Below are 26,532 nucleotides of genomic sequence, written 5' to 3' on the forward strand. Positions count from 1 at the left end.
CTGGGCGCATGAGCGCGCTCCCCTTTACCACCACCACGTTTACCGTCACCATCGTCTCGCAAGGCTGGCAATTCCCGGCCGAGGCGGGCACCACCGTGCTGGCCGCCGCCGAGCTGGCCGGCATCCGCCTGCTCAGTTCCTGCCGCAACGGCACGTGCCGCACGTGCATTTGTCACATGCCCGAAGGAAAGATCCGCTACACGGTGGACTGGCCCGGCATCAGCCCCGATGAACGGCTCGACGGCTACATCCTGCCCTGCGTGGCCGTGGCCGAAAGCGATATCACCATCCAGGCGCGCGCCGTGCGCAAGTAAAGCGTTGTTGTGAGTATCTGTTAGATTTTAACAATGTTTCTCATGCTATAACATTCAGTCCAGGTTTCCAGCACACCTCCATTGGGGAGGAAATGAAACCTCAACATGGACATTGCATGCGCACATTATTCCCTTCGTTGTGGCAGGCCGCCGCATTGGCGTTGGCCATCATGACTACCTTGTCCGCCTGTGGCGGCGGTTCCGGCAGCGCCGTTGGCGTGCCGCCTGGCTTGCAGGAAAAACCCGGCATGACGCTGGCGGAGGTGAGCGGCAGCTGCACGGCCCAGCCTGGTGCCACCTGCGATGATATTCGCGTGACAGTGCGCCTGGCCGATGGCGTGAGCGATGCGCGTCCCCAGCCGCAGGAAAAACCCGCCAGCGGCACGGCGCTCGTGCTGCAGGCGGCCGACCGCCAGAAGCAGGCCGATGGCAGCTGGCGGCTGACGTTCAAAACGGTGCCTGGCCTGCTTCCCGGCGAGTACACGGGCAAGATCGAGCTGTCCTTGCCCGCCACGGTAGGCCTGTACAAGACGGAAAGCATGGATTACAAGGTCATTGTCGCGCCGCTCGCCGGCAGCATGGGCGCCTTGCAAGCCCTGCCCGGCGTGGACGACTGGGAAGGCGTGAATGGCAATGCCGCGCATACGGGCCTGGTGCCGGCCACCTTCGACAGCCGCCGCTTCACGCGCCGCTGGACCTGGCTAGGCGCGAGCTCCCCGCGCGCGGTCGTCGGCAGTCCCGTGGTGACGGCCAACGGCCTCGTGTATGTCAGCCAGCAGTCCGCCGCGCCGGCGGAAGGCAGCAGCAAATATGTGACCACGTCGACGGTGACGGCGCTCAGCGAGAGCGACAGCCAGGCGCGCTGGACGCAGTCGCTCACGTCGGACGGTTACCTGGGCGCGCCGGCCGTGTCGGGCGGCAAGCTGGCCATGGCGGGCAGCGATACCGTGTATGTCTTTGACGCGCTTGCTGGTGGCGCGCCGCTCGGCGTGCGTCCGCCGAATACGAATGGCGCACTGCTGGGTGTTTCCCTGGCGACGGCGCCCACCTTTTTGGACGGCAATGTCTACCTGGGCGGGAATAACGACGTGAGTGCCATCGGTGCGGCGACGGGCCAGACACGCTGGTCTGCCAGTCTGGGCTTGTCCAAGCTGGGTAATGTTGATGAGTGGACACCCGCCGTTAATGCGAGCACGGTGTACAGCCATGCGGCAGGGGCATTGACGGCGTTCAATATCGCCGATGGCACAACGCGCTTCAGCGTGGCGGTGCCGGGCCAGGTGCTGGGCGGCTTGAACAAGAGCAGCCTGCGCCAGGCGCCCGTGCTGGCCGAGGCGGGCAGCGTGCTGGTGCTCAATCAGCGACCGCTGGCCGGCGAGGCGGCGGATAACAGCTTGAGCCTGGTTGACGTGGATAGCCGCGCCGTGCGCTGGACGGTGCAGGGGCAGTTCAGCACGCAGCCAGTGGTGGCGCGGGGCGTCGTGTACGTGGGCAACCAGGCCGGTCAGGCGCTCGAAGCACGCCAGCTCGCCGACGGTGCGCTCCTATGGCGCTGGCCCCTGGATACGGCCCTTGATGGGTATTTTGGCGGCGATCTGATCGTCACCGGCAATCTGCTGTTTGTTGGCGGGCGCAACAATACCTATGCGATCGACCTGGCCAGCCGCAAGACCGTCTGGACCTACCGCATGGGCGGCAGCCTGGCGCTGTCGCGGCATGGCGTGCTGTACATCCGCCAAGGCACGGATTTACCTGGCAGCAGCATGGTGTTGACCGCCATCAACCTGCAATAGCGGCTTGCCGCGCCGTAGTCAGGGCTTGCCCGGGTTCTTCAAACGCTGCAGCAGCGCTTCCACGCCGTCGCTGACGGGCAAGCCGTGGCGGCGCAGCAACTGCACGTGCAATACGAGGTTTTCCAGAACCAGCTTGGCCGCCACGGCCAGCAGGGCCAGGTTGCGGTCTTCCGGGCTGAAACTTTCCATGGCGTCGGCCATCTCGCACAGGTGGTTGGCGATCAGTCCGCGCAATTCCTGCTCGTTGAAGGGCAGGTCGGCAAAATCGATGGGATCGGCCACTTCCACTTCCTGCATCAGCACCGCTAGTTCTTCCGGGGTAATCGTCATGCCTGGCCTCCTTGTGTGCTTGCCGCTATTTTAGCGGTATCGCCGTTGCATCGTCGGCGAATCGGACTAGAATGAGTCCAGGCCGATGACGTCGAAGGCAGCATGGCGCACTTGCATTTTACCCAACAACTGGCACGCTTCCTGAACGTCCCCTCGGTGGACGTGTCCGCGCCACGCCTGCGTGCCGCCTTGGACAGCGTCTTTGCCCAGCAGCCGCGCCTGCGCGGCTACGTGCTCGACGAACAGGGCGCGTTGCGTCCCAATGTGGTGATCTTCATCGACGGCGTGCGCTGCCGCGAGCGCAGCGTGCTGGACGACGCCTTGCGGCCCGACAGCCAAGTTTATATCTTGCAGGCACTTTCCGGAGGTTAATCATGGGACCAGGCAGGGCGCAACGCGCGTATCTCGGCACCCGCAAGGGGCTGTTCCGGTTCGATGTCGATGCGGCCGGCGCCTGGCAGCTGGCGCTGGTGCAATTTGCCGGCGACCCCGTCTCCATGCTGCTGCACGATGGCCGCGACGGCACCGTGTACGCGGCCCTGAACCTGGGCCACTTCGGCGCCAAGCTGCACCGCCTCGACGCGGGCGCCGGCGCGTGGCAGGAAGTCGCCGTGCCCGCCTATCCCGCCAAGCCCGAGGGCAGCAGCGATAGCGTGGACTGGACGGTGCGGCAGATCTGGTCGCTGGCGGCCGGCGGCGCGGACCAGCCCGGCGTGCTGTGGGCGGGCACCCTGCCTGGCGGCCTGTTCCGCTCAAGCGACCGCGGCGACAGCTGGCAACTGGTGGAAGCGTTGTGGGACGTGCCGCAGCGGGCGCAGTGGTTTGGCGGCGGCTACGACGTGCCCGGCATCCACAGCATCTGCGTCGACCCGCGCGACAGCAATACCGTGCTGGTCGGCGTGTCCTGCGGCGGTGTGTGGCAAACGGCTGATGGCGGCGCCAGCTGGGCCTTGAGCGCGACGGGCATGCGCGCCGACTACATGCCGCCCGAACTCGATGAAAACGAGGCCGTGCAAGACCCGCACCGCATCGTGCGCAGCGCCGGCACGCCGGACGCGTTGTGGTGCCAGCACCATAACGGTATCTGGCGCTCGCTTGACGCGGGCTGGCACTGGCAGGAAGTGACGACGGCGCCGCTGTCGCATTTCGGCTTTGCCGTGGCCGTGCATCCGCGCGATGGCGACACGGCCTGGTTCGTGCCGGCGCAGGCGGACGTGCTGCGCATACCCATCGATGGCGCGCTGGCCGTGACGCGCACGCGCGACGGCGGGAAAACGTTTGAAGTGTTGCGCGCGGGATTGCCGCAGCAGCATTGCTACGACCTCATCTACCGCCACGGGCTGGCGCTGGCCGACGACGGGCGCAGTTTATTGATGGCGTCGACGACGGGCGGCGCCTGGTATTCGGGCGACGAGGGCGAACATTGGCAGACGCTGTCTGCCCACTTGCCGCCCGTTTATGCCGTCTGTTTTGCCACGCCGTAATAGCACAGGAAGATATCGACGGCCAGTGCCGTCACTTCGCGCTGGCGTGCCGGGCTCAGCAGCGGTTCACCGAGGGTGATCTGTGGCCAGAAGGCAAAGGTCTTCAATGGAGCCATCAGCAGGTGTCCCACTTCCAGCGTCTCGCCCGCCTTGATGCGTCCGTCTTGCTGCGCCGCGCGGATCCAGATATTCAGGCCCGTTTCCTTTTCATTCAGGCGCGCCACCATCGCTTGCGCGCGCTCGGGCGAGTGGATCGTTTCGCCAAAGATCACGCGCGCCAGGTCGATGAAGGCCGGATCGCACAGCAAGGCCATCTTCTGCTCGACCAGGGCCAGCACTTGCGGGCGCAGCGGCTGGTCGGCCACATAGGGCACGGCAGGCTGGGCCATGCTGCTTTCCCACATGCGCTGCAGGATTTCCGCGAACAGCTCGTCCTTGCTGGGGAAATGGTTGTACACGGTGCGCTTGGATACGGCGGCCGTGGCGGCGATCTTGTCCATGCTGGTCGCATCGAAACCGTGCTCGCGGAACTCGGCGATGGCTGCATCGACGATGGCGACGCGCTTGCGGTCGGTGAGGCGTTGCGGTGCGGCCATGGCTGAAAATCTCCTTTGAAAACAATATTTTACACCTCCTGGTTTACTTTGCCAGAAATAGGAACTACACTGTGTAGTGTAATTTAATCCTTGTATTTTATTGACTGGGCTGCATATGTACCGCATCTTATTCTTGGGAGTTCTGATCATCATGAGTTCTTGCACCTTGCGCGCCGCGCCCGTCGCGCCGACCGAATCACCGCAACGCCTCGAAGGCAAGTTCCGCAATCCCGTGCAAATGCACAAGCTGGGCACGGCGGCAACGCTCAAGCTGATGTGGACATTTCTCTTTGATAAGCCCGACAGCACGGTACCGGCTGCGGCTGTGCCCGTGCAAGCGCTGACCCGGGCGCAACTGCTGGCCGCGCCGGACAATAGCCTGTTTCGCCTCGGCCATTCGACCCTGCTGCTGAAACTGAATAACGAATTCTTCCTTACCGACCCCGTGTTTTCCGAGCGCGCCTCACCGGTGCAGTGGGCGGGACCCAAACGTTTCCACCAGCCGCCCATCAGCATCGCCGACTTGCCGCCGATCAAGGCCATCATCCTGTCGCATAACCATTACGACCACCTCGACCATGCCGCCGTGCTGCAACTGGCCGCCAAGACCGAACACTTCGTCGCGCCGCTGGGCGTGGGCGACACCTTGGTCGAATGGGGCGTGCCGAAGGACAAGGTGCAGCAGTTCGACTGGTGGCAGGGGACGACGATTGGGGGCGTGAAACTCGTCGCCACGCCATCGCAGCATTTCTCGGGGCGGGGCTTGTTTGACAGCAATCAAACCCTGTGGGCGTCGTGGGTCATCGACGCGCCCGAGGTGCGCGTGTTTTTTGGCGGCGACTCCGGCTATTTCGACGGTTTCAAGCAGATCGGCGACAAGTACGGTCCGTTCGACGTGACCATGATCGAGACGGGCGCCTACGACAAGCTGTGGCCGGACGTGCACATGCAGCCGGAGGAAACCCTGCAAGCGCACCTGGATTTGCGCGGCAAGTGGCTCATGCCCGTGCACAACGGCACCTTCGATCTGGGTCTGCACGCCTGGCACGAACCGTTCGACCGCATCACGGGACTGGCGGCCAGGCAGGGCGTCAACCTGGCCACGCCGCAGATGGGCGAGGCGGTCGACCTGGCGCAGCCGAAGAAGGGGGAAAAGTGGTGGCTGGCGATGCTGGAAGAGGAGATGGCGAAGTAAGCTGGCTCAAGCCGTCACGTCGATCAGACGTCCCAGGGTCTGGCCATAGCCGTTCAGCTGGGGCGTGCTTTTCGGTGCGGCGGGGGCTGCTTGTTGCGGCACGGCTACCTTGATCGCCTGGTCCAGCTGCGGCGCCTTGATGGCGGCCGGGGCATCGGCCTGCGCTTGCTGGCTGCTGCGCTGGGTCTGGCTCAGCGATTCCTGCTCCCGCGCCAGCAACTGGCGGCTTTGCGCCAGCTGTTCGCTGTCGCGCTGTACCTGGTTCTGGCCTTGTTCGACCCGGCGCTGCGCCGTGGCCAGCGAGGCTTGCAGATTGTTGACGGACGTTAGCGATACCACATTGTTCACCTTTGAAAGTATGCCCAGGCGTGTACACAAGAGGAAGAATGCAGGCCAGGGGCTGCGGCATGTCTGCAGGCAATCTTTACCTTAGTCAAGAGTAGGATAAATTCTCGCACAGTTCCAGTGAATTATGTTTTCTTGATAATCTTATCGTGCGCGCTTTGCCGTGCCGAAGCGGCATGCCGCACGTGGAGCGATAGAGAGTAAAGTAAGTACACGCTATCGATAACGGTATTTGTTTGTGTGCCATTCATCATGCCATGCTGCTGACGCGGCAAACACGCTTGTTTTTCAAAAGACAATTTTTAAAAATCCAATAAGTTGTTGTTTTTCTACCATGTTGGCGCACGGTCATGTGCCGCCTGTTTGGCGCTCTGGGCTATAATGGACGGTCAGAGTTGGTTTCTTTTGCCATACAGACAGGTAGTTAACATGAATCTCAAGAGCCTCGCAATTGCCCTCGGCATGTCGAAAACGACAGTCAGCAGGGCGTTGAACGGCTATCCGGAAGTCAATTCCCGCACCCGTGAAATCGTCCTGGCCGCCGCCAAGAAAGTTGGCTACCGGCCCAACCCCCTGGCGCGCAGCCTGGCCGTCGGCCGCACGAATGTGCTCGGCATGATCTATCCGCTGCTGCCCAGCGACCTGGGCGACAGCGTCTTCCTTTCCGTCGTGAATGGCATGTCGGACGCCGTCGAAGCGTCGAAGATGAGCTTGATCATCGCCCCCGTGTCGCCGCAGAACGAACAGCCGTCATATGAAAACATGGTGCGCGGGCGCCAGGTCGATGGCCTCGTGGTGGGCCGCACCAAGGTGGTCGACGAACGCATCGCGTATTTGACGAAAGTCGGCTTTCCGTTTGTCGCGAACGGCCGCACGCGCATCGACGCGCCCTACGCGTATTTTGATTACGACAACGATACGGGCATCGACCTGGCCGTGTCTTTCCTGGCGGCGCATGGCCACCAGCGCATCGCCCTGCTGAGCGCGCCGCTGGACTTGCACTTTGCTTACGAGCGCAAGGAAAGCTTTATCCGCTGCATGGCACAAGCGGGCCTGCCGGTCGATCCCACCTATCTGCTCGACAATACTTTTGATCGCCGCAGCGGTTACCAGGCCATGCAGCAATTGCTGGCTTGCTCGCCCCGTCCCACGGCCGTCATCGTCGACAACCACCTGTCCGGCGTGGGCGTGGTGCGCGCGCTGATGGATGCGGGCATCGAGATCGGCAAGGAGATCTCCGTCATCGTCTGGGGCAATGTGGAAGATACTTTGATCGGCATCAACGTCACCACCATCGACCAGCCCGACCTGCGCCGCGCTGGCGCCAAGATGGTCGAGATGCTGCAATCCTTGCTGGCCGGCACGCCGCCGGAACGGCTGCAGGAAATCTGGCAACCGGTACTGTTGCCGGGGGCGACCGTGGGGCGCTGTCCGGAATAAAAAAACGCAGAGCCGAGGCTCTGCGTTGTCTTTTATGCCGCGTGCTTGCTTCCATCCGCCAGCACGGCCAGCAACCTCGCCTTGTCCTTGCGGTAAGTATCGACGGCCGCTTCCTTGACGTGGCCGAAGCCGCGGATTTTTTCGGGCAGGGATGCCAGCTCCACGCAAGTGGACAGGTTGTCCGCCGTCAGGTTCACCAGCAGTCCGGCCAGCAGTTCGCGGTATTCGACGATCAGCGCGCGTTCCATCTTGCGCTCGGCCGTATAACCGAAGACGTCGAAGGTGCCGCCGCGCAAGCCTTTTGCTTTGGCCAGCAGCTGGAAGGCGCGCCACATCCAGGAACCGAACTCCGCTTTCACCAGATGCCCCTTCGCATCTTTCTTGGCAAACAGCGGCGGCGCCAGGTTGAATTTCACGGAGAAATTACCCTCGAACTGCTGCTGCAACTGCTCGACGAAACGGCCATCGGTGTACAGGCGCGCCACTTCATACTCGTCCTTGTAGGCCAGCAACTTGAAATAGCTCCTGGCGACGGCCGTCGACAGCTTCTGGCCCAGCCCGAGGGTGTTTTCGCGGTCGCGCACCTGCTTCACCAGGGTGGCATAACCATCCGCATACGCGGCGTTTTGATACGCGGTGAGGAATTCCACGCGCTTTTTGATGACGCTATCGAGGCTTTGCGGCATTTGCACGATGATCGCTTGCGCCGGCGTGGCGATTTGCGTGACACGGCGCACGTCGACGGCGGCGCGGCGGCCCCACAAAAAGCTTTTCTTGTTCGATTCGATGCCCACGCCATTGAGTTCGATGGCGCGCAGCAGGGCCGCCTCCGTCAACGGAATGCGGCCCTTTTGCCAGGCGTAGCCGAGCATGAACAGGTTGGCGGCGATCGAGTCGCCCATCAGCGCGGTGGCCAATTTCGTCGCGTCGATGAAGTCGGCCGCGTCCGCGCCGCCCACGGATTCCTCGATCAGCTGGCGCACTTCCGCCGCTGGATATTGCCAGTCCGCATTTTGCGCAAACGTGCCCGGCGGTTGCTCGTGCAGGTTGACGACGGCCAGGCTGCGGCCAGGACGCATTTTCGACACGGCATCCTGCGCGCCGGCCGTCAGCATGTCGCAGCCCAGGATCAGGTCCGCTTCGCCCGTGGCGATGCGCTGCGCGCGGATGTGCGCCGGGGACTTGGCGATCTTCACGTGCGAGGTGACGGATCCGTTCTTTTGCGACATGCCCGTCATGTCCAGCACGGACGCGCCCTTGCCTTCCAGGTGGGCCGCCATGCCCATCAGCGCGCCCACGGTGATGACGCCCGTGCCGCCGATGCCGTTGATGAGGATGTTGTACGGCGCGTCGCAATCGGGTAATACAGGTTCCGGCAGCGGACCGAAGTTGTCCGTCTCGCCCGCTTTACTGGCACCCGTCTTGGTTTTCTTCAGGCTGCCGCCTTCGACGGTGACGAAGCTGGGGCAGAAACCCTTGGCGCACGAGTAATCCTTGTTGCACGAGGATTGGTCGATGGTGCGCTTGCGGCCAAATTCCGTTTCCTTCGGCAAGATCGACACGCAGTTCGACTGCACGCCGCAGTCACCGCAGCCTTCGCAGACGGCGTCGTTGATGACCATGCGCTTGGGCAAATCGGGATACTCTCCTTTTTTACGGCGACGGCGTTTCTCGGCCGCGCAGGTCTGGTCGTAGATCAGCACGGACACGCCGGGTACTTCGCGCAATTCGCGCTGCACGGCATCCATATCCTTGCGGTCGTGCAAGGTCAGGTGGGCGGGCAGGTTGCTGCGGTCGCTGTAGCGTGACAGATCTTCCGTGACCAGTGCGATGCGGGCGATGCCTTCGGCGGCCACCTGCTGCGCCATCATGGGTACGGTGATCAGGCCGTCCACGGGCTGGCCGCCCGTCATGGCGACGGCGTCGTTGTACAGAATCTTGTAGGTGATGTTGACCTTGGCCGCCTGCGCGGCGCGGATGGCCAGGTAGCCCGAATGAAAGTAGGTGCCGTCGCCGAGGTTCTGGAACACATGCGGCAATTCCGAGAACGCGGCCTGGCCGATCCACGGCGCGCCTTCGCCGCCCATGTGCGTGGTCAGCTTGTTCATTTCCGGATAGATCGAGGTCGCCATCACGTGGCAGCCGATGCCGGCCAGCGCCAGGCTGCCTTCCGGCACCTTGGTCGAGGTATTGTGCGGGCAGCCGGAGCAGTAAAACGCGGGGCGGAACGGCGTATTCACGGCCTTTTTCAGGACCGCGTCCTTGGCGTCGAGGAAACTGAGTCTCGCCTTGATCAGGTCGCAGGTGACAGGATCGGAAATCAGGCGCGCGATGCGGCTGGCGATGACTCTTGCCACTTGCGAGACGGAAAAATCCGCCTTCGAGGTCAGCAGCCATTCGCCGCGCGGCGCCACCCATTCGCCTTTTTCGTCGAACTTGCCGATGACTCTAGGGCGCACGTCGTCGCGCCAGTTGTACAGCTGTTCCTTGAGCTGGTATTCGACGATCTGCCGCTTCTCTTCGACCACGAGAATTTCATCGAGACCTTGCGCAAATTCGCGCACGCTGTCCGGTTCCAGCGGCCACGGCATGGCCACCTTGAACAGGCGCATGCCCACGTCGGCCGCCATCTGCTCGTCGATGCCCAGCTCTTCCAGCGCTTCGAGCACGTCCAGATACGATTTGCCGGAGGCGATGATGCCCAGCTTGGCGTTCGGACTGTCGATGGTCGTATGGTTGAGCTTGTTTTCGCGCGCGTAGGCCAGGGCCGCATAGATCTTGTAGTCCTGCATCAGCGCTTCCTGGTTGCGCGCCTGCTGGCCCAGCGGGATGCTCGACAGGCGCGCATTCAGGCCGCCTTCGGGCATGACGAAGTCCTGCGGAATCTTGACTTCCACGCGGAACGGGTCGGCGTCGATGGAGGCCGACGATTCGACCGTGTCGGCCAGGGCCTTGAAGGCCACCGTGCAGCCTGAAAAGCGCGACATGGCCCAGCCGTGGATGCCCAGGTCCAGGTATTCCTGCACATTGCATGGATACAGGACGGGGATCATCGAGGCGGAGAACAGATGGTCGGACTGGTGCGGCAGGGTCGATGAGTATGCGCCATGGTCGTCGCCGGCCACCAGCAGCACGCCGCCCAGTTTGGATGTGCCCGCATGGTTCATGTGCTTGAAGACATCGCCGCAGCGGTCCACGCCCGGACCCTTGCCGTACCACATGGCGAACACGCCGTCGTACTTGGCCGGGCCGATCAGGTCGACCTGCTGCGAACCCCAGACGGCCGTGGCCGCCAAGTCTTCGTTGACGCCGGGCACGAACTGCACGTGGTGCGCTTCCAGCTGCTTTTTCGCTTTCCACAGGTTTTCGTCGAGGCCGCCCAGGGGTGAGCCGCGGTAGCCGGAAATGAAACCGGCCGTGTTCAGGCCGGCAGCCTGGTCGCGCAAGCGCTGCATCATGGGCAGGCGCACGAGGGCCTGGATGCCGGACAGAAAGATGGCGCCGGATGTGGCCGTGTATTTGTCGTCGAGGCTGACGGTGGTCAAACGAGATGTGTCGGGGGGCGTAGATGGCGCGGCACCGGCGTTTCTAGCGAACGCTGCGGAGCCGTTTTCCGTGGTCACGGACATGGCTGTCTCCAAAAGGGTGTTTCAGATATCGGCTGTACCAGGGACGCGCCCGGTAAGGCGCGCGCTGTGCAGACGGGATGGCCGCGTGTGGGCGGCACATAACTAGTTTAAATTTAAAATAGTTAATGTGGTCAGTGTAGAACGACCGTGAGGAAGGGGCAAATACGCTTTGACGATGGGGGTATAAGAAAAAATGATGGCCTGCCTCGCGCCGCAAGACAGGCCATGTCTGCCGTGCCCGCTTAGGGCTGCGTCCATTGCAGCTTGCGCGCGCGCAAGGGATAGGCGACGGGCGTCAACTCGGGCAGCAGGGCATTGAGCGAGTCTTGCGTCAGTTCCAGGGCTTTTTGGGGGCTAAGCTCATTGACGCTGAGACTACTCATGAAACCTGTATCAACGCTCAGGTATACGGGAGGACCATTTTCCTTGATATTGACGGTCGTGTGCTTTTTGTAGAAGGCGAGCTCGTATGTGCCCGGTGCCAGCTCCAGCGCCACATGTGTCCTGGAATCATGATAGTAGAGGTTTTTTTTCGCGCTGCCCTGCAGATGGCTGGTCTCGATAGTGTAGAAGGTGCTGCCATCTTCGAATTTCTCGCTATCTACCGTTTCTTGCGGCATGCGGTTAAAGAGGATCAGATTGGCTTTTCTGTTGAGTACCGTGCCCGCTTGCCCAGGCGCATTTGACGGCTCCAGGGCGGTCGTGCGGCGCATGCCTTGTTCCTCTGCTTCGTGCTGGGCTTTGTGCCCCATGATCCCATTCAGCGCAATAGAGACGTTAAGTGGCCCCATGGATCTGGCCTCTTTTGCATCGTAGTGAAGGTCCTTCATGGTGGCACGCGTCGTTTCTATGGAATGCCAGATGGTTTTACCCGCCACTCGGTCATATACCACCGCTTCAATGAGCATGATGAGGGAGGAATGGCAGCCATAGCTATTACATTTTCCTAGCGTGGTATCGGCATATTTCCAGTCGATCAACGCCACGTAGCGCCGCCCCGTCGTGCTGGCAGGCAGTCCCTGCACGGTGTCGAGGATGGATGGTCGCTTGAACGCGGGTGGCATGGGGACGAAGGCGAATTCTTCTTTCGGATCCTTGGCAGCGTCGACATAGGCACGGCAAGCCCAGCTTTTGAACAGGGACGTGTTGTCCGACGAGACGATGGTACCCCAGGTACTTTCATGGGTCTTGGGCGTACAACTTTCCGGCGCAATAAATACCACCACCTCGATTTCTTTTCTTTCGATGGGCTGCGCAACATCGCTGAGCAGCACCTCGCGCAAGGGAAATTCGGATTGAGGGCGCGCGGCTTGAGCGCCCTGCATCAGTAGCAGCAGGACGGCGCTTGCCGCCAGACGGCGCAAGGAAGTGGTAAGCAAGAACATGATGACGATGGTGAAATGAATAAGACCATCATTTTATTTCTTTTGAGAAATTATTGTTGGAAAAATAATTCACGCTACAGCACGTGCGCCCCCACCCAGCGTCCGCTGCCGCACAGTTCGGCGGCCACTTGCAGCACGAGGTTTTTCACGGCGTTGCCTGCATTGGTGAGGGGAATGTTTTTCGAGGCGCACAGGGCCACCGTGCGCGACAGCACGGGGCTGTGGATGGCGTAGCTGCGCATGGCGCCGCTGTCCAGTTCGGCCAGCAGGGGCGCGGCCGGCAGGATGGTGGCGCCCATGCCGGCCAGGATGGCCGATTTCAGGATGGCGATCGAGTTGATCTCAATCACGTTCGCCGTCTCCAGTGCCAGTTCGCGGGCGCGGCTGTCGATGCGGGGGCGCACGCCATGCTGCAGGCCCGGCAGGATCAGGGTGGCGCTCAATGCCTGCGCGAATGACAGCGCCGTGCCCGGGGGCGCGAACGGCGAATCGCTGCGGCAGATAAAACGCATTTCTTCCTCCACCAGGGGGCAGCAGGAAAACGGCGTCAGCTGACCATCGTCGAACAGCACGGCCAGATTGATGCGGCCCGATTTGAGCTGTGCATTGAGGTTGCCCGTGATTTCTTCCGTCAGTTGCAGGGTGATCTCGGGATAGCGTTCGCGCGCGGCCAGCAGCAGGGGCAGGGCCAGGGCGCCGGAGATACTGTGCGGCAAGCCCAGGGTGACATTGCCGGACGGCCGCGTGGCGCTTTGCGTAACGGCCGAGCGGGCGTCCGCCACCTGTTTCAGGATCGCCTGCGCATGTTCGTAAAACACCTTGCCCGCATCCGTGCTGAGCACGCCCTGGGCCGAGCGGTGCAGCAGCTGCACGCCCAGTTCCTCTTCCAGCTGGCGCAGCTGCTGCGTCAGGGCCGGCTGCGCTACGTGCAGGATCAGGGCCGCGCGCGACAGCGAGCCGTGGTCGACGATGGCGACAAAGTAGCGTAATTGGCGCAGTTCCATGGGTCCCAATAGCGGTGCGGTGAGCGGAAAAAACAGGGTGTTGCGCCGCAGCGCCGAACGCGGCCAGCAGAATAACAATTTTGTTATACTCATTCTAGCGCCTTCGGTGCTCCAGCCGCGTATTTGTGGGATGACAGCATGCTCAAGAAAGTTGATTCGTCTCAATTAAAAGTGGGCATGTACATTCATGACCTCAGTTGTGACTGGATGACGCATCCGTTCGTGCGCAACCGTTTTCTGTTGCGCAGCGACGATGAAATCCGCAAGATCGTGCAGGCCGGCATCCACGACGTGGTGATCGACAGCGGCAAGGGCCTCGACGTGCAGGATGCGCCCACCGTAGCGCAGGCGCGCGCCGAGACCGAGCGCGAACTGGTGCAGATCGCCGCGGCGCCGCAGGTGGTCACGCGCGTGTCGCTGGGCATGGAACTGGCGCGCGCCGCGCAGGTGCGGCGCCAGGCCGCGAGCCTGGTACGTACGGTGATGGCCGACGTGCGCCTGGGCAAGGCGGTCGAGCTCGACCGCGTGCAGCACACGGTGCAAGATATTACCGAATCGATCCTGCGCAATCCCGGCGCCCTCGTCGGCTTGTTGCGCATCAAGACCAAGGATGACTACACCTTTTTGCATTCCGTCAGCGTGTGCGCGCTGCTGGTGGCGTTTTGCCGCTCGCGCGGCATCGATGCGGCCACCACGCACCAGGCGGGCCTCGGTGGCTTGCTGCACGACACGGGCAAGGCGCTGGTGCCCGATAGCGTGCTGAACAAGCCCGGTCCCCTCACGTCCGAGGAATTTGCCCTGATCAAGCGCCATCCGCGCGATGGCTACGAGATCCTGCTGCAGTCGCCCGACTTGGGCGCCATTCCGCTCGACATCGCCTTGCATCACCACGAGCGGCGCGACGGCAGCGGCTATCCGGACCAGCTGGCCGGCGACGCCATCAGCGAGCTGGCGCAGATGGCCGCCATCGTCGACGTGTACGACGCGCTGACGTCGGACCGCAGCTATCACAAGGGCATTCCCGCCGCCGAAGCCCTGCGCAAGATTTATGAATGGAGCAAATTCCATTTCAACCCCGTGTTTGCGCAGGATTTCATGCGCTGCGTGGGCATCTATCCGGTGGGCACCATGGTGATGCTGGAATCGGGCCGCCTGGCCGTCGTCGTCGAGGCGCACGAAAGCAATCTGCTGGCGCCGAAAGTGAATGTGTTTTTCAGTACGAAGAGCAAGACCTACATCAAGCCCGAGACGGTGGACCTGTCGCGCGGCTTCGGTTTTGGCGGCGCCGACAAGATCGTCGGCCATGAGTCGGCGGCCAAGTGGCAGGTCGATCCCATGCGTTTTATCTCGCTGGCGGATGCATGAACGGTGTGTGTTCTTTGAAAAAGAGCGCCTGAAAAACGTTCAGGGCAAGGCGCTGGCGCGAAGACAGTACGACGAGTACGGCGAGCGCCGGCAACGCCGCGATGGACGTTTTGTCAGGTGATCAGAAAAATTCCGCCGTATCGTTCGAGGCGATGGTGGTAAGCAAGCCCTTGGCGACCAGCTCATCGTAATGGCAAGCCAGGTTGCGGCCATGGCTCTTGGCGTAATACAAGGCCTGGTCGGCGCGGCCGAGGATGATGACGGGCGCCTCGTAGGCGTTGATGCTGACGAAGCCCACGCTGACGGTGACTTTGCCCACTTGCGGGAAGTCGTGCGCCTCGACATTGGTGCGGAAGCGGTCGATGATTTTCTGCGCATTTTCCAGGGTGATCGAGCGCAGCAGCACGACGAATTCCTCGCCGCCGAAGCGGAAGATGCGGTCTTGCGAGCGGAACGACGATTGCAGCTGGTTGGCGATCAGGATCAGCACTTCATCGCCATACAGGTGGCCAAACTTATCGTTGACCAGTTTGAAATGATCGACGTCAATCACGGCCAGCCATTGCCGTTCCGTGTCCGTATGGTGGCGCCGTTCTTCATCGACGGGACGCGGCTTGTCCGCTTCCGGTTCGCCGCGGCTGTGCAGGATTTTCGCCAGCTGGTCGTCGAAGGTCTTGCGGTTCAACAGGCCGGTGAGCGAATCGCGTTCGCTGTAGTCGAGCAGGTTCTGGAAATTGCGGTACACGCTGACGATGCCGCCGATCACCTGGATGGTGGCGCCCGTGTAGGGCGTGGGGTTGGTGATTTCCAGGCAGGTGGTGACCTGGTCGCCGATCCAGATGGGCAGCCACAGCAGGTGGCGGCCGTCGGCGCACAGGGTGTCGGCGCTCGCTTCATGGCGCTTGATGCAGGCGGCCAGGGCCGGGTAGTCGGACAGCGGTTCGCCTGGCAGGGTAGGGTCGGTATGCTCTTCCATGCGGGCCACGCTGCCCGCCACGATGATGGCCCGCGACCGCACGAATACCTGGCCACGCACGGTGGTCAGGGCCAGCACACGGGTCTGCGACGCGGCAGCGAGTTCCTGCACTGCCGAGATCACGGAAATGTCGAGCATCGTGTGGTCGCGGTGCCCGGTCATGTCCACCATGTGTTTCAGTAGGGAATCCATTGTCGTTCTCTGGAAAGTAGTCACACAAGTGTCGTCATACCAGCATTGCATCAAGCAAGAGCATGTTCGCGTCCGTCTACAAGAAGCCAAGATTTATTTGGTGGCATGACGCTCTGTACCGCCGGGCGAGAGGCCTTTCCAAAGAAGAGCTAAGCAGGATAATGTCTTTTTGCCTAATAGGCAATTAACGTATGCAATATTTCATGTAAATACATGAGATTCATGCACTACATTGCAAAAAACTTGCCCTGACGAAGGCTTTCAATCCGCATCGCAACATTTGTTTGCGCCAGCCGCCATGTCGACAAGGTTTGATAATTTCCATATGGAAACTTGTGGCGCGTCAATTTGCCAAAACGTGGACGCTTTATAGTCAATGCAATGGCGCAGAAATTTACGGCAGGAAACATATTAGCAGGAAAGGGCAATGTTTCACACCCGATTGCGCCAGGGACTTGTGATTCACTTTTGGGAGCTTGTCATGCATACCTTCCTGTCGGCAGTACAGCAGTTTGTCAAGGATGAGGATGGCATTACGGCAATCGAATACGGCCTGATTGCGGCCTTGATGGCCACCGCCATCACGGCCGGATTCTTGCTGATCAAGACCAACTTGCTGGCCGTCCTCACCGACATCTCGTCGAACCTGGTGTTGACGCCCTAAGCGGGTGCCCGCTGCTGGCCGGCCGGCAGCGGGTTTTTTTCGGGAGGTGTGCCATGCCTGCAACTGCCTTGTGCGACCTGCTGTTGCTGTGCTTCGTGACGGGGGCCGCCGTCAGTGATCTGATCCAACGCAAGATTCCGAATTGGCTGGTGCTGGCCGGCATGCTCGCCGCGCTGGCGCTGCATTTGTGGTTGTGGCCGCACCGCGTGCCGCAGCTGGTGCTGGGCGGCATGGCGACGGGCTTCTTTCTGTTCCTGCCTCTGTATGTGCTGCGCGGCATGGCCGCCGGCGACGTCAAGCTGATTGCCATGGTGGGCACCTTTGCCGGTCCCTGGCCCGTGCTGCAGATCTGTTTCGCCACGTTTGTCCTGGGCGGCCTGATGGCCGTGCTGATGATCACGTACCAGGGCAAGTGGCGCGCCTGCCTCGGCAATCTGCGCCAGCTGCTGTGGCCGATGATCGCGCGCATGGCCGGCATTCCCCTGGCGCCGACCGCACTGGGCAGCCATGCCAGCGTGGGCAACATGCCGTACGGACTGGCCATTGCCCTGGGCTGCCTGGTGGTGCAAGGGCAGCATTATTTCTGATTGGCATTCATTGCTCTGAATCAATGGGCGCCAGTGCCCGCTCGCTAGAATGAATTCTGTTCAAAGCAGTCTTAACCGGCTAGGAGACGCAGCATGACCGAGGTCGACTATTCCATGAGCACCGACAGCGTTCCGCGCCCCGCCGACGCGAACCTGATGCCGCCCTTGCCGCCGCAGCCGAAGAGCTTGCGTGAAACGGGGCTGGAACGGCCGCTGGTCGTCGAACTGATTGCCAAGCTGATGTTTGTGGGCGGCAAGACGCATCTGTCCGCGCTGACGACGCGCTTGCGCCTGTCGATCAATATCTTGCGCGAAGTGCTCGATTTCATGGTGATGGAGCAGATGGCCGAAGTGGCCTGGCGCGGCGAGTCCGACATCGACGTGCAGTACCAGCTGACGGGCTCCGGCAAGCAGCGCGCCAGCGCTTTTCTTGAACGCTGCGCGTATATCGGCGCCGCTCCCGTCACCCTGGAAGCGTACCGCGCCATGGTGGCGCGCCAGTCGTGGCTGGCGCAGGAACAGCGTGTCGGCAGCGATGACCTGGCCGCCGTGCTCGGCGGCGCCCATGCGGGGCCGGGCATGCTCGACGTGGTGGGCGCGGCCCTGCATTCGGGGCGCTCGCTGCTGCTGTACGGTCCGCCCGGCAGCGGCAAGTCGACCCTGGCGCTGCAGCTGGGGCAATTGCTGCACGGGCTGGTCGCCGTGCCCTACGCCATCGTCGTCGGCCACGACATCATCCAGTTGTACGATCCGGCCCAGCACCTGCCGCCCGCGCCGCAGCACGTCAGCCATGCGCGCCAGGCGCTGGAGCGGCGCAGCACGGATATCCGCTGGGTGCTGTGCCAGCGTCCCGTGATCCACGTGGGCGCCGAGCTCGACGCCGGCACGCTGGAGCTGCGCCTTGACGCCAGCGGCGGCTGCTACCAGGCGCCGCCCCATGTGCGGGCCAACAACGGCATGCTGATCATCGACGACCTGGGCCGCCAGCGCCTGGGCGCGCAAGAACTGCTGACGCGGCTGATGCAGCCGCTGGCACGGGGCAGCGATCAGCTGGGCCTGCCCGGCGGCGTGCAGATCAGCGTGCCCTTCGATAACGCCCTCGTGCTGGCCACGAACGTGCCGCCGGGCGAGCTGTTCGATCCTGCCTTGCTGCGCCGCATCGGCTACAAGGTGCAGGTGGGGCCGCTGGCCGAGAACGCCTATCGCGCCCTGTTCCGCCAGCAATGCCGCCTGGCCGGCATGACCATCGACGAGCTGGCCCTGAACCATCTGCTGCAGCTGCATGGCGCGCAGGGACGGCCCCTGCTGGCCAGCTATCCGCAGGAATTGCTGGCGCGCATAGGCGACTTCGCCGGCTTTGCCGGCAGCGAGGCGCGCCTGACGGTGGGCGCCCTGGAGCAGGCCTGGAGCAGCCTGTTTGCCAGTTGCGACATGCCGGCCGCCAGCCTGTGCGAGCGCATCGCATGAAAAACCGGCGCGCCCTGCTGATGATGGGCCTGGCCGTGGTGCTGGGTCTGCTGGCCGTGCTGCTGGCCTCGCACTGGCTGCTGCGCCAGACGCCGGCCGGCAAGGGCAAGATCGTCGTCGCCGCCAGCGATGTCAACCTGGGCCAGCGCCTGACGCCAGAGATGCTGCGCCTGGCCGAATGGCCGGCGGAAAGCTTGCCGCAAGGCGCGTTGCAAGACCCGGCGAAACTGGCGGGACGGGTGCTGAAAACCAGCGTGCTGCGCGGCGAGCCGCTGAGCGAAGCCAAGCTGGCGCCCGTGGGGACGTTGGGCGGCCTGTCGGCCCTGATCACGGAAGGGCGGCGCGCCATCACCGTGCGCGTCAACGACGTGATCGGCGTGGCCGGCTTCGCCTTGCCGGGCAATTATGTCGACATCATCGTCAGTACCCAGCAGGATGCCGGCGACCGCGCGTTTCCGCAAAGCCGCAACATTTCCAAGATCGTGCTCGAACGCATCCTCGTGCTGGCCGTGGCGCAGGAAGTGGGACGCGACGAGACCAAGCCGCGCGTGGTCAATGCCGTGACCTTGGAAGTGACGCCGGAACAGGCGGAAAACCTGGATCTGGCGCGCAGCGTGGGCAGCCTGTCGCTGGTGCTGCGCAACCAGGTCGACCCGCAGCCGGGCGTGACGGCGGGTGCCACCAAGCTGACCCTGCTGGGCGGACCGCATGAAGCCGAGCCTGCTCCCGCCGCCGCGCCCGTGCCGGCCGTGGCGCCGCGTCCCGTGCGCGTGGCCAAGGCGCCGCTGGAGCCCAAGCGCCAGTGCAGCGGCGTCATCGATGGGACGCGCCAGTCGCGCGAATGTTTTTAGCCTTGTTGCCTTGATCAACCATGGACACGCTCATGAACCGCGCCCTGCTGACACTGTGCTGCCTGCTGTTGCCGCTTGCCGGCGCGGCAGCCGATCCTGGCCCCCGCTGCGGCGGCGAAGCGGCGACGCCCGGCAACTTGCAGCTGCAGGTGGGCAAGTCGAGCATGTTGCACCTGCCCGAGGCGGTGCTGGCCCGCAGCGTCGGCAATCCGGCCATGCTGCAAGCCATGCTGGTCGCACCCGACACCTTGTATGTAGTCGGTGTCGACGTGGGCAGCACGAATATGATCATCCAGGGCAGGAGCGGCGTGTGCAGCGTGGTGAACGTCAGTGTCAGCATGGACCCGTCCGGCCTGCAAACGACCCTGGCGGCCCTGATGCCGGAAGAAAAAGCCATCCGCGTGACGGCCGTGGCCGATACCCTGGTGCTGTCGGGCACGGTGCAGGATGCGGGCGCCGTGCTGCGCGCCGTCGAGCTGGCGCATGCGTATGTGCGCCGCGCCACCGCACCGCTGGCGCTGCCCAAGCCAGCCGATGGCGCCGCCTTGCCGCTCGCGGCCGCTGCACCCGGCGGCGCGGGCAGCGCGAACAGCCGCGTCATCAATATGCTCGACGTCAGCGCGCCGCAGCAGGTGATGCTGGCCGTGCAGATCGCCGAAGTGTCGAAGTCGCTGCTGGAACGGCTGGAAGTGGGCGCCACCCTGCGCTTCGCCTCCGGCAGCTGGGCCACCACCTTGCTGTCGAATTTCTTGAGCGGCACGGCCAATGGCTTGCTCGACGTGCGCAAGTCGAATGGCCAGCAGCTGACCATCGAGGCGCAGAAACAGGATGGCCTGGTACGCATCCTGGCCGAGCCGACGGTGATGGCGATCAGCGGACAGGAGGGCAGTTTTCTGGCCGGCGGCAAGATCTTCATTCCCGTCGGCCAGGACAACAACAAGATCACGCTGGAAGAGCGCGAGTATGGCGTCGGCCTGCGATTTACCCCCACCGTGCTGTCGGGCGGGCGCATCAATTTGAAGGTGGCGCCGGAAGTGTCGGAACTGTCGCGCGAAGGGGTGGGCATTTCCGCCGCCGGCGTCAGCGGACGTTCTATTTTGCCCGTCATCACCACGCGGCGCGCCTCGACCACGGTGCAGCTGTATGACGGCCAGAGCTATGCCATCGGCGGCTTGATCAAGAACAACCAGGTGAGCAACATCGCGGGCGTGCCGTGGCTGAGCGAACTGCCCATCCTCGGCGCGCTGTTTCGCAGCACGGACTTCCAGCATGACCGCACGGAATTGTTGTTCGTCATTACCGCGCACCTGGTGAAACCCTTGCCGGCCGATGTCGTGCTGCCGACGGCGCAGCTGGCGCCGCCTTCGCGCACGGACTTGATGTTGCGCGGCAAGATGGAAGCCACCGTGCCGCCAGCGCCGCCGTCCGTGCCGCCGCCGCGCGCGGCCAACGGCTTCGAGTTGAAATGAGACGGGGAGACACGCCATGCCGAATTCGCTCCTGATATGGCTGCGGCGCCTGGCCGCGCTGACCCTGGCGCTGCAGCTGGCAGCCTGCGCGCACAGCAGTAGCAGCACGCCGCAGCTGGACCCGCGCTTCGGCGACGCCGTGCGTCTGGCCATGGCGCAGCAGGTGCGCGATCCGGCCAGCGCGGACAATCGCCAGCCTGCCGACGGGCTTGACGGCCCCAGCGCGCACGCCGTCATGCAGCGCTACCGCGCCTCGTTCGCCGAACCGAACGGCCAGACGCCGCAGCCGGTGCAGTTCATGCTGGGAGGCGCCAATGGCAAATAGACGCCGGCGCGAGCGCGGGGCGATGCTGATCGCCTTTTCCATCCTGCTTATCCTGGTGCTGGGCTTTATCGGCCTGGCGCTCGACGTGGGACAGGTCATCGGCCGCAAGACGGAATTGCAGAACCTGGCCGACAACGCGGCGCTGGCGGCGGCCGCCGAACTGGTGGGCACGCCCGAAGGCTTGCTCGCTGCCGTGGACAAGGCCAAGCAGAGTGCGGCCGACAAGAGCGCGTGGCGGCGCCGCATGCAGGGCGCGATCCTGTCGGACGCCAGCATCCGCTTCGCCAGCGCGCCCGGCGCGCCCGCCAGCGAATGGCATGCGGCGGGCGCCGTGCCCGACGCCGCCACGGCGCTGTTCGTGCGCGTCGATACGCAGGCCAATGCACCGTCGCTGGGGCGGGTGGCGACGGCGTTCCTGGGCGCCTTGTCGCCGGCGCTGCGCACCCTGGACACGGGGGGGCGCGCCGTGGCAGGACGTACCAGCCTGAACCTGACGCCGCTGGCCGTGTGCGCGCTGTCGGCCAGCGCGGCCAGCCCGCGCACGAATGCGGCGCTGCTGCCGGCCGTCGAGCTGCTGGAATATGGTTTTCGCCGCGGCGTGGCGTATAACCTGTTGAAACTCAATCCGCACGGTCCGGCGGCCGAACACTTCGTGCTCAATCCCCTGGGCCAGCCGGGCGTGGTGGGCTCGTCGCTGCAGGTCGGCGAGTCCAGCGTGCTGCCGTTTGTGTGCAACGGCACGGTGCTGTACCCGCGCATCGGCAGCGCGCAAGTGCATGTGCACCGGCCGTTTCCCGCCGCCTTGTGGCCGGCCTTCAACGCGCGCTTCAACCTGCATGCGGGCAGCGGCTGTCATCCCGTCACGGCGCCGCCCGACACGAATATCCGCGCCTATCCGAATACGGCCACGAACTGGTGGATGACGAACTCGCCCGACGCGCCGAGCGCCCTGAGCACCGGCAATCCGCTGCTGTCCGTGGCCGATCCGGAATCGAACGCGACGCCGCCTGCCGTTGGCAGTTACGGCCCGCTGTGGTCGTTTGGCAAGGCGGTCAAGTACAGCAGTGTGAAGCCGGCCGGCGGCTACGTGCCGTTCGCCACCAGCGACTGGGCCAGGCTGTATCCGGCTAGCCCTGCCGCGCCGGCCGCCAAGCCCGGCTACCCTGCCACGCCGCCATACCAGACGCTGGCTTACCAGACGGCGCCGACCGGCAATACGGGCGTGGCGCAGCGGCGCCTGCTGCATATTGCCCTGCTGGCCTGCCCGGTGCCGGCCGGCAGCGACGTGCTGGCGCAGGTGCGCGGCATCGGCCGCTTCTTCATGACGGCGCCGGCCAGCAACGGCGTGTTGAGCGCCGAATTTGACGGCCTCGTGGCCGAGGGCGCGCTGGCGGGCCCTGCGGAGTTGCTGCAATGAGGCCGCCCTGCCGCGCGCGACGCCGCCAGGAGGGTGTCGCCGCCATCGAGCTGGCGCTGATCCTGCTGTTTTTCATGGCGCTGCTGCCTTTCGTGCTGCTGTTCGGCCGCGCGTTGCTGGTGTACACGGCCCTGCAAAAAAGTACGCACGATGCGGCGCGCTACCTGGCCACCATGCCGCTGTCGCAGATGGCCAGGGGCGACACGGCGAACCAGGGTGCCGTGTTTGCCCGGCAGATGGTGGTCGATGCCATGGCGGAAAGCTGGCCGGCCATGCAGCCATACCTGATCAGCGTGGAATGCGTGTATGCCGACGACTCCTACAGCTGCGGCACTTATGCGGCGGCGCCGCTGCAGGTGCGCATCAAGTTGTCCGTCGACATGCCTGTGGATTTCCTGCCCGAACTGACCCGCAAGTGGCTGCCGCAGCTGGCGCCGATCCCGCTGCGCGCCAATGCGACAGTACGCTATGTTAATTAACCTGCGCCCCCGCCGGCAGCGCCAGGGCGGCGTCTTCGCCGTCGAGTTCGCCATGCTGGCGCTGCTGTTTTTTCTCTTCCTGTTCGCCATGCTGGAAGTGGCGCGCGCCGTGTATCTATGGAATATGGTGCACGAGATTACCCGGCGTGCCGCGCGCGGCGCCGCCGTTACCGATTTCAGCAATGCAAGTGCGCTGCAGGCCGTGCGCGCGCAAGCGGTGCTGCGCGCCGCGCCTGGCGTGCTGCCGCTGGGCGGCGGCATCAGCGACGCGTATGTGCGCATCGATTACCTGTCGCAGTCCAGCGGCGGCGCCGCGCTGGCGGCATTGCCGGTGACGGTGATGCCCGGTTGTCCGCAGCGTAACCGCATCAATTGCCTGGACGATCCGCATGGCGCCAGCTGCATCCGTTTCGTGCGCGCGCGCCTGTGCGTGCCCGGCGATGGCGGACGCTGCGAGAGCGTGCCGTACCGGCCCATCCTGCCGCTGCTGGCAGTGATGTTTCCTTCCGGCGCAGGCGCCGTGCGCTTGCCCAACGGCGCCACCATGGCCGTGGCCGAGTCGCTGGGTTATCCGGACAATCCCGGTTTTTGTCCTTGAGCGCCACTTGGCGGCGCAGCCGACTGTGTAGACCTGAAAGAAGCGAGGAAGTGCGATGAAAGCCCTGATGATTAGCCGCGACGCCAGCTTGCACGATGAAATTGCCGCGCAGGGGGCGGCCCGCATGCCCGTGCTGCGGCTGCTGGAACGGCGCAGCGGCCTGCGCGACGCCGTCGAGCGCATGCTGCCGGAAGCACCGGAACTGGTGATCGTCGACGCCAGCGGTATCGATGCCGATGAAGCCGACCTGCTCGAGCGCCTGGCGCGCCAGTATCCGCTGGCCGTGCTGATGCTGCTCACGCGCGGACAGCAGCAGGATGTGCTGATCCGCGCCATGCGCGCCGGCATGCGCGAAGTGCTGCAGCTGCCGCTGGTGCACAAGGCCTTCCACGAGGCGATGGATCGGGTCGATATCCAGGCCGGCGTGACGCAGATGCGCGACGGTAAAGTCCTCGCCTTCATCTCGTGCAAGGGCGGCAGCGGCGCCACTTTTCTATCGACGAATTTTTCCTACGCGCTGGCCAGCCTGGCCGGCTGCAAGGTGCTGCTGATCGACCTGCATGGCCAGTTCGGCGACGCCACCCTGTATGTCTCGGACCAGAAGCCGGCGATGACACTGTCCGACATCTGTGCCCAGATCGCGCGCATGGACGGCGCCTTCCTCGCCTCGTGCCTGGTGCACGTGACGCCGAACTTCGGCGTGCTGGCGGCGGCCGACGACCCCGCGCACAAGGTCGACATGCAGCCCGAGCACATGGACCGCATCCTGGCCGTGGCGCGCCAGCACTACGACTACATCGTGCTCGACGTGGGACGCCAGATCGATGCGCTGTCGTTGCGCGCGCTCGACAACGCCGACGCCATCTATCCGGTGCTGCAGCTGGCCTTGCCCGACATCCGCGACGGGCGGCGCCTGCTCGACATTTTTCGTTCGCTCGGCTATCCGGGCGAGCGCCTGCGCCTGATCGTCAACCGTTATGAGAAGGGCGGGCGCCTGCGCCTGGCGGACCTGGAGCAGGCGCTGGGCGCGGAAGTGGTGCACACGGTGCCCAACGATTACATCGCCGCCACCGATTCCGTCAACCAGGGCATCCCGCTGCTGCAGCTGTCGCGCACCAGCGCCGTGGCGCGCAGCCTGGCCGAGCTGGTGGAGCTGGTGACAGCGCGCCGCGTGACGGAAAGCCGCGGCCTGTTCGACCGCCTGTTCAGCCGCAGCGAGGTTTAGGACAGAAACATATGTCAAGGCTCCCGCCGGGGGCCATCATGGGAGCCGAGATGACTTTACGCGAACGCCTGGCGGCAAATGAAACGGTGCGCCCCGCCAGCAATGGACAAGGCGCGCTGGCGCTGCACGCCTACCAGGAACTGAAAAAAACCATGCACCAGACGATACTCGACCGTATCGACCTGGAACGCCTGAAACGCCTGACTGCCGAGCAGTTCAAGCATGAGCTGGCGCTGCTGGTGCAGCGCGTGATCGAGGAAGAGCGCATCGTCCTCAATCAGCACGAGCGGCATAGCCTGGTGCTCGACATCCAGCACGAGATGCTGGGCTTTGGTCCGCTCGAACCCCTGCTGGCCGATGCCAGCGTGTCCGACATCCTCGTCAATACCTGCGACAAGGTGTATGTGGAGCGGGGCGGGCGGCTGCAGCTGACGGACGTGACCTTCCACGACAATGCGCACCTGATGAAGATCATCGAAAAGATCGTCTCGCGCGTGGGACGGCGCGTCGATGAATCGAGCCCGATGGTCGACGCGCGCCTGCCGGACGGCTCGCGCGTGAATGCCATCATTCCGCCGCTGGCCGTCGATGGCCCGATCCTGTCCATCCGGCGCTTTGCCGTGCAGCCTTTGAGCATCGCCAACCTGCTCGACTACAAAAGTCTGACGCCGCCCATGGTGCAGGTGTTGCAGGCGCTGGGCCAGGCGAAGATCAATATCCTGATCTCGGGCGGCACGGGCAGCGGCAAGACGACCCTGCTCAACGTGCTGTCCGGCTTCATTCCCGGCAGCGAGCGCATCGTCACCATCGAGGATGCGGCCGAACTGGCGCTGCGCCAGCCGCACGTGGTACGGCTGGAAACGCGCCCGCCGAATATCGAAGGCAAGGGGGAAGTAAGCCAGCGCGCGCTGGTGCGCAATGCGCTGCGCATGCGGCCCGACCGCATCATCCTGGGCGAGGTGCGCGGCGCCGAGGCGCTCGACATGCTGCAGGCGATGAACACGGGCCATGAAGGGTCGCTGGCGACCATCCACTCGAACACGGCGCGCGACGCGCTGGCGCGGCTGGAAAACATGGTCGGCATGGCCAACGTGAACCTGACGCCGCGCGCCACGCGCCAGCAGATCTGTTCGGCCGTGACGGTGGTGATGCAAGTGTCGCGCCTGACGGATGGCGCGCGCAAGCTGGTCAGCCTGCAGGAAGTGACGGGGATGGAAGGCGACATCATCGCCATGCATGAAATCTTCCGCTTCGAGCAGACGGGCGTCGATGCCGACGGCAAGGTGCAGGGCCACTTTTGCGCCACGGGCGTGCGGCCCCGCTTTACGGAGCGCTTGCGCATGTTCGGCGCGCCGGTGCCGGACACGGTGTTCGACCCGGACCGAATTTATGAGTAAGGGGG

Annotated in this window: 25 protein-coding genes; 18 read left to right on the top strand and 7 right to left on the bottom strand. The window is 63.9% G+C overall.

All coding sequences use genetic code 11. The features are described from left to right. Positions 1 to 8 precede the first annotated feature (8 nt). Positions 9 to 314: a 2Fe-2S iron-sulfur cluster-binding protein gene (locus JAB4_RS02500; RefSeq protein ID WP_070219054.1), complete on the top strand. Its 306-nt coding sequence runs from the start codon at positions 9 to 11 to the stop codon at positions 312 to 314. 116 nt (positions 315 to 430) lie between these two features. Next, a complete protein-coding gene (locus tag JAB4_RS02505) occupies positions 431 to 2,107 on the top strand; it encodes a PQQ-binding-like beta-propeller repeat protein (RefSeq protein WP_070219055.1) in 1,677 nt (558 codons plus the stop codon). Between the two features lie 18 nt (positions 2,108 to 2,125). Here the strand turns inward: JAB4_RS02505 and JAB4_RS02510 are convergent, their stop codons facing one another. Further along, positions 2,126 to 2,437 (bottom strand): hypothetical protein, encoded by a 312-nt coding sequence (locus tag JAB4_RS02510; RefSeq protein ID WP_070219056.1) that lies wholly within the window; start codon positions 2,435 to 2,437, stop codon positions 2,126 to 2,128. Positions 2,438 to 2,539: 102 nt separating this feature from the next. Here JAB4_RS02510 and JAB4_RS02515 point away from each other — a divergent pair, with 102 nt between their 5' ends. Then, positions 2,540 to 2,809: a MoaD/ThiS family protein gene (locus JAB4_RS02515; RefSeq protein ID WP_070219057.1), complete on the top strand. Its 270-nt coding sequence runs from the start codon at positions 2,540 to 2,542 to the stop codon at positions 2,807 to 2,809. 2 nt (positions 2,810 to 2,811) lie between these two features. Next, positions 2,812 to 3,921 carry a sialidase gene (locus JAB4_RS02520; protein WP_070219058.1) on the top strand — a complete coding sequence of 370 codons (1,110 nt, stop codon included), beginning with the start codon at positions 2,812 to 2,814 and terminating at the stop codon, positions 3,919 to 3,921. Here the strand turns inward: JAB4_RS02520 and JAB4_RS02525 are convergent. Next, on the bottom strand, positions 3,894 to 4,517 hold the full coding sequence (locus tag JAB4_RS02525) for a TetR/AcrR family transcriptional regulator (protein WP_070219059.1): 624 nt from the start codon (positions 4,515 to 4,517) through the stop codon (positions 3,894 to 3,896). The genes JAB4_RS02520 and JAB4_RS02525 overlap by 28 nt on opposite strands. A 151-nt stretch (positions 4,518 to 4,668) precedes the next feature. On the opposite strand from JAB4_RS02525, the gene JAB4_RS02530 reads away from it, so the two are divergent. Beyond that, positions 4,669 to 5,712 (top strand): MBL fold metallo-hydrolase, encoded by a 1,044-nt coding sequence (locus tag JAB4_RS02530; RefSeq protein ID WP_070219119.1) that lies wholly within the window; start codon positions 4,669 to 4,671, stop codon positions 5,710 to 5,712. 6 nt (positions 5,713 to 5,718) lie between these two features. Here JAB4_RS02530 and JAB4_RS02535 read toward each other — a convergent pair whose 3' ends face one another. Further along, positions 5,719 to 6,051, bottom strand: a complete 333-nt coding sequence (locus JAB4_RS02535; protein ID WP_070219120.1) for a hypothetical protein — start codon at positions 6,049 to 6,051, stop codon at positions 5,719 to 5,721. A gap of 435 nt (positions 6,052 to 6,486) precedes the next feature. On the opposite strand from JAB4_RS02535, the gene JAB4_RS02540 reads away from it, so the two are divergent. Next, positions 6,487 to 7,497, top strand: coding sequence for a substrate-binding domain-containing protein (locus tag JAB4_RS02540; protein WP_070219060.1), 1,011 nt, complete (start codon positions 6,487 to 6,489; stop codon positions 7,495 to 7,497). 32 nt (positions 7,498 to 7,529) lie between these two features. On the opposite strand, the gene JAB4_RS02545 is transcribed toward JAB4_RS02540, so the two are convergent. The 3 genes from JAB4_RS02545 to JAB4_RS02555 form a co-directional block, all read right to left on the bottom strand. Next, a complete protein-coding gene (locus tag JAB4_RS02545; RefSeq protein ID WP_070219061.1) occupies positions 7,530 to 11,126 on the bottom strand; it encodes an indolepyruvate ferredoxin oxidoreductase family protein in 3,597 nt (1,198 codons plus the stop codon). 242 nt (positions 11,127 to 11,368) lie between these two features. Continuing rightward, positions 11,369 to 12,511 carry a hypothetical protein gene (locus JAB4_RS02550; RefSeq protein WP_070219062.1) on the bottom strand — a complete coding sequence of 381 codons (1,143 nt, stop codon included), beginning with the start codon at positions 12,509 to 12,511 and terminating at the stop codon, positions 11,369 to 11,371. Positions 12,512 to 12,585: 74 nt separating this feature from the next. Further along, positions 12,586 to 13,515, bottom strand: a complete 930-nt coding sequence (locus JAB4_RS02555) for a LysR substrate-binding domain-containing protein (RefSeq protein WP_070219121.1) — start codon at positions 13,513 to 13,515, stop codon at positions 12,586 to 12,588. Positions 13,516 to 13,653: 138 nt separating this feature from the next. Here JAB4_RS02555 and JAB4_RS02560 point away from each other — a divergent pair, with 138 nt between their 5' ends. Beyond that, complete coding sequence (locus JAB4_RS02560; protein ID WP_070219063.1) at positions 13,654 to 14,880, top strand: HD-GYP domain-containing protein; 1,227 nt, start codon at positions 13,654 to 13,656, stop codon at positions 14,878 to 14,880. A 121-nt stretch (positions 14,881 to 15,001) separates the two neighbouring features. Here the strand turns inward: JAB4_RS02560 and JAB4_RS02565 are convergent, their stop codons facing one another. Continuing rightward, the gene (locus tag JAB4_RS02565; protein ID WP_070219064.1) at positions 15,002 to 16,048 is read right to left on the bottom strand and encodes a GGDEF domain-containing protein; all 1,047 of its coding nucleotides are present in this window, start codon (positions 16,046 to 16,048) and stop codon (positions 15,002 to 15,004) included. A gap of 481 nt (positions 16,049 to 16,529) precedes the next feature. Between JAB4_RS02565 and JAB4_RS02570 the strand changes: the two genes are divergently transcribed. From JAB4_RS02570 to JAB4_RS02620, 11 genes are all read left to right on the top strand, one after another. Beyond that, on the top strand, positions 16,530 to 16,712 hold the full coding sequence (locus tag JAB4_RS02570) for a Flp family type IVb pilin (RefSeq protein ID WP_034752975.1): 183 nt from the start codon (positions 16,530 to 16,532) through the stop codon (positions 16,710 to 16,712). Positions 16,713 to 16,765: 53 nt separating this feature from the next. Continuing rightward, positions 16,766 to 17,299, top strand: a complete 534-nt coding sequence (locus tag JAB4_RS02575) for an A24 family peptidase (protein WP_070219065.1) — start codon at positions 16,766 to 16,768, stop codon at positions 17,297 to 17,299. Between the two features lie 93 nt (positions 17,300 to 17,392). Continuing rightward, entirely contained in the window at positions 17,393 to 18,766 is a 1,374-nt protein-coding gene (locus JAB4_RS02580; protein ID WP_083287258.1) for an ATPase, read from the top strand. Further along, positions 18,763 to 19,617, top strand: coding sequence for a Flp pilus assembly protein CpaB (gene cpaB / locus JAB4_RS02585; RefSeq protein ID WP_070219066.1), 855 nt, complete (start codon positions 18,763 to 18,765; stop codon positions 19,615 to 19,617). The genes JAB4_RS02580 and cpaB overlap by 4 nt, the downstream gene beginning before the upstream one ends. Before the next feature lie 20 nt (positions 19,618 to 19,637). Then, complete coding sequence (locus tag JAB4_RS02590; RefSeq protein ID WP_227742085.1) at positions 19,638 to 21,086, top strand: type II and III secretion system protein family protein; 1,449 nt, start codon at positions 19,638 to 19,640, stop codon at positions 21,084 to 21,086. A 16-nt stretch (positions 21,087 to 21,102) separates the two neighbouring features. Further along, positions 21,103 to 21,411, top strand: a complete 309-nt coding sequence (locus tag JAB4_RS02595; RefSeq protein ID WP_070219068.1) for a hypothetical protein — start codon at positions 21,103 to 21,105, stop codon at positions 21,409 to 21,411. Beyond that, a complete protein-coding gene (locus tag JAB4_RS02600) occupies positions 21,401 to 22,828 on the top strand; it encodes a pilus assembly protein TadG-related protein (RefSeq protein ID WP_070219069.1) in 1,428 nt (475 codons plus the stop codon). The genes JAB4_RS02595 and JAB4_RS02600 overlap by 11 nt, the downstream gene beginning before the upstream one ends. Continuing rightward, positions 22,825 to 23,307: a TadE/TadG family type IV pilus assembly protein gene (locus JAB4_RS02605; RefSeq protein ID WP_070313047.1), complete on the top strand. Its 483-nt coding sequence runs from the start codon at positions 22,825 to 22,827 to the stop codon at positions 23,305 to 23,307. Before JAB4_RS02600 ends, JAB4_RS02605 begins: the two co-directional genes overlap by 4 nt. Next, positions 23,297 to 23,905, top strand: coding sequence for a TadE/TadG family type IV pilus assembly protein (locus JAB4_RS02610; RefSeq protein ID WP_070219070.1), 609 nt, complete (start codon positions 23,297 to 23,299; stop codon positions 23,903 to 23,905). Before JAB4_RS02605 ends, JAB4_RS02610 begins: the two co-directional genes overlap by 11 nt. 55 nt (positions 23,906 to 23,960) lie before the next feature. After that, the gene (locus JAB4_RS02615) at positions 23,961 to 25,130 is read left to right on the top strand and encodes an AAA family ATPase (protein ID WP_070219071.1); all 1,170 of its coding nucleotides are present in this window, start codon (positions 23,961 to 23,963) and stop codon (positions 25,128 to 25,130) included. Positions 25,131 to 25,180: 50 nt separating this feature from the next. Beyond that, entirely contained in the window at positions 25,181 to 26,527 is a 1,347-nt protein-coding gene (locus JAB4_RS02620; protein WP_083287262.1) for a CpaF family protein, read from the top strand. Positions 26,528 to 26,532: the final 5 nt, after the last annotated feature.

Source organism: Janthinobacterium sp. HH102 (assembly GCF_001758625.2).
Lineage (GTDB): Bacteria > Pseudomonadota > Gammaproteobacteria > Burkholderiales > Burkholderiaceae_D > Janthinobacterium.

Bases quoted from the DNA above. Each gene is read 5' to 3' on its own strand.
- JAB4_RS02560 (WP_070219063.1), top strand. From the start codon at position 13,654: ATGCTCAAGAAAGTTGATTCGTCTCAATTAAAAGTGGGCATGTACATT.
- JAB4_RS02545 (WP_070219061.1), bottom strand. From the start codon at position 11,126: ATGTCCGTGACCACGGAAAACGGCTCCGCAGCGTTCGCTAGAAACGCC.
- JAB4_RS02510 (WP_070219056.1), bottom strand. From the start codon at position 2,437: ATGACGATTACCCCGGAAGAACTAGCGGTGCTGATGCAGGAAGTGGAA.
- JAB4_RS02600 (WP_070219069.1), top strand. From the start codon at position 21,401: ATGGCAAATAGACGCCGGCGCGAGCGCGGGGCGATGCTGATCGCCTTT.
- JAB4_RS02570 (WP_034752975.1), top strand. From the start codon at position 16,530: ATGCATACCTTCCTGTCGGCAGTACAGCAGTTTGTCAAGGATGAGGAT.
- JAB4_RS02595 (WP_070219068.1), top strand. From the start codon at position 21,103: ATGCCGAATTCGCTCCTGATATGGCTGCGGCGCCTGGCCGCGCTGACC.
- cpaB (WP_070219066.1), top strand. From the start codon at position 18,763: ATGAAAAACCGGCGCGCCCTGCTGATGATGGGCCTGGCCGTGGTGCTG.
- JAB4_RS02620 (WP_083287262.1), top strand. From the start codon at position 25,181: ATGACTTTACGCGAACGCCTGGCGGCAAATGAAACGGTGCGCCCCGCC.
- JAB4_RS02505 (WP_070219055.1), top strand. From the start codon at position 431: ATGCGCACATTATTCCCTTCGTTGTGGCAGGCCGCCGCATTGGCGTTG.
- JAB4_RS02590 (WP_227742085.1), top strand. From the start codon at position 19,638: ATGGACACGCTCATGAACCGCGCCCTGCTGACACTGTGCTGCCTGCTG.
- JAB4_RS02605 (WP_070313047.1), top strand. From the start codon at position 22,825: ATGAGGCCGCCCTGCCGCGCGCGACGCCGCCAGGAGGGTGTCGCCGCC.
- JAB4_RS02550 (WP_070219062.1), bottom strand. From the start codon at position 12,511: ATGTTCTTGCTTACCACTTCCTTGCGCCGTCTGGCGGCAAGCGCCGTC.
- JAB4_RS02610 (WP_070219070.1), top strand. From the start codon at position 23,297: ATGTTAATTAACCTGCGCCCCCGCCGGCAGCGCCAGGGCGGCGTCTTC.
- JAB4_RS02500 (WP_070219054.1), top strand. From the start codon at position 9: ATGAGCGCGCTCCCCTTTACCACCACCACGTTTACCGTCACCATCGTC.
- JAB4_RS02515 (WP_070219057.1), top strand. From the start codon at position 2,540: ATGGCGCACTTGCATTTTACCCAACAACTGGCACGCTTCCTGAACGTC.
- JAB4_RS02525 (WP_070219059.1), bottom strand. From the start codon at position 4,517: ATGGCCGCACCGCAACGCCTCACCGACCGCAAGCGCGTCGCCATCGTC.
- JAB4_RS02615 (WP_070219071.1), top strand. From the start codon at position 23,961: ATGAAAGCCCTGATGATTAGCCGCGACGCCAGCTTGCACGATGAAATT.
- JAB4_RS02530 (WP_070219119.1), top strand. From the start codon at position 4,669: ATGAGTTCTTGCACCTTGCGCGCCGCGCCCGTCGCGCCGACCGAATCA.
- JAB4_RS02540 (WP_070219060.1), top strand. From the start codon at position 6,487: ATGAATCTCAAGAGCCTCGCAATTGCCCTCGGCATGTCGAAAACGACA.
- JAB4_RS02520 (WP_070219058.1), top strand. From the start codon at position 2,812: ATGGGACCAGGCAGGGCGCAACGCGCGTATCTCGGCACCCGCAAGGGG.
- JAB4_RS02565 (WP_070219064.1), bottom strand. From the start codon at position 16,048: ATGGATTCCCTACTGAAACACATGGTGGACATGACCGGGCACCGCGAC.
- JAB4_RS02555 (WP_070219121.1), bottom strand. From the start codon at position 13,515: ATGGAACTGCGCCAATTACGCTACTTTGTCGCCATCGTCGACCACGGC.
- JAB4_RS02580 (WP_083287258.1), top strand. From the start codon at position 17,393: ATGACCGAGGTCGACTATTCCATGAGCACCGACAGCGTTCCGCGCCCC.
- JAB4_RS02575 (WP_070219065.1), top strand. From the start codon at position 16,766: ATGCCTGCAACTGCCTTGTGCGACCTGCTGTTGCTGTGCTTCGTGACG.